Below are 456 nucleotides of genomic sequence, written 5' to 3' on the forward strand. Positions count from 1 at the left end.
TGTCGCAGACGGCGTCGTAGGAGTTCACCGCGTACAGGTCGAGATCGGGCGCGTTCTTCTTGTAGTACGGCCAGGCCCCGGTCCAGGCGTCGGTCGAGGTGACCGGGTGGTCCGGGTCGACCGCGTGGATCTTCTTGGCGATCTCGTTGACGAAAGTGGTGTACGCGTCGCGCTGCTGCTCCAGTTCGTCGCCGCTGTAGCAGTTCTGCAGGCCGATCACGGATTCGTTGCCGACGTTCCACATGAGGACGCCCTCATGGTCCTTGTAGGTCTCCACCCACTTCGGGAACTCGGCGAGCATGTCGTTCTTGTAGGCGGTGTCCGTCAGGTAGTTCACACAGCCGCCGCTGCCGGGGCCGCCGCCCGGCTGCAGCCAGAACCCGGCGATCACCTTGATGCCGTGGGATGCCGCGGTGTCCAGAAGCGGCTTCGTGGTGGCGTCGGTGCCCCACGTAC

Annotated in this window: 1 protein-coding gene; it reads right to left on the minus strand. The window is 64.9% G+C overall.

The window, feature by feature from the left end:
• The coding region (locus AC0AIB_RS31250; RefSeq protein ID WP_465098085.1) for a glycoside hydrolase family 2 TIM barrel-domain containing protein at positions 1-456 on the minus strand (456 nt) is incomplete at both ends.

This window comes from Micromonospora sp. DSM 43699 (assembly GCF_055517075.1).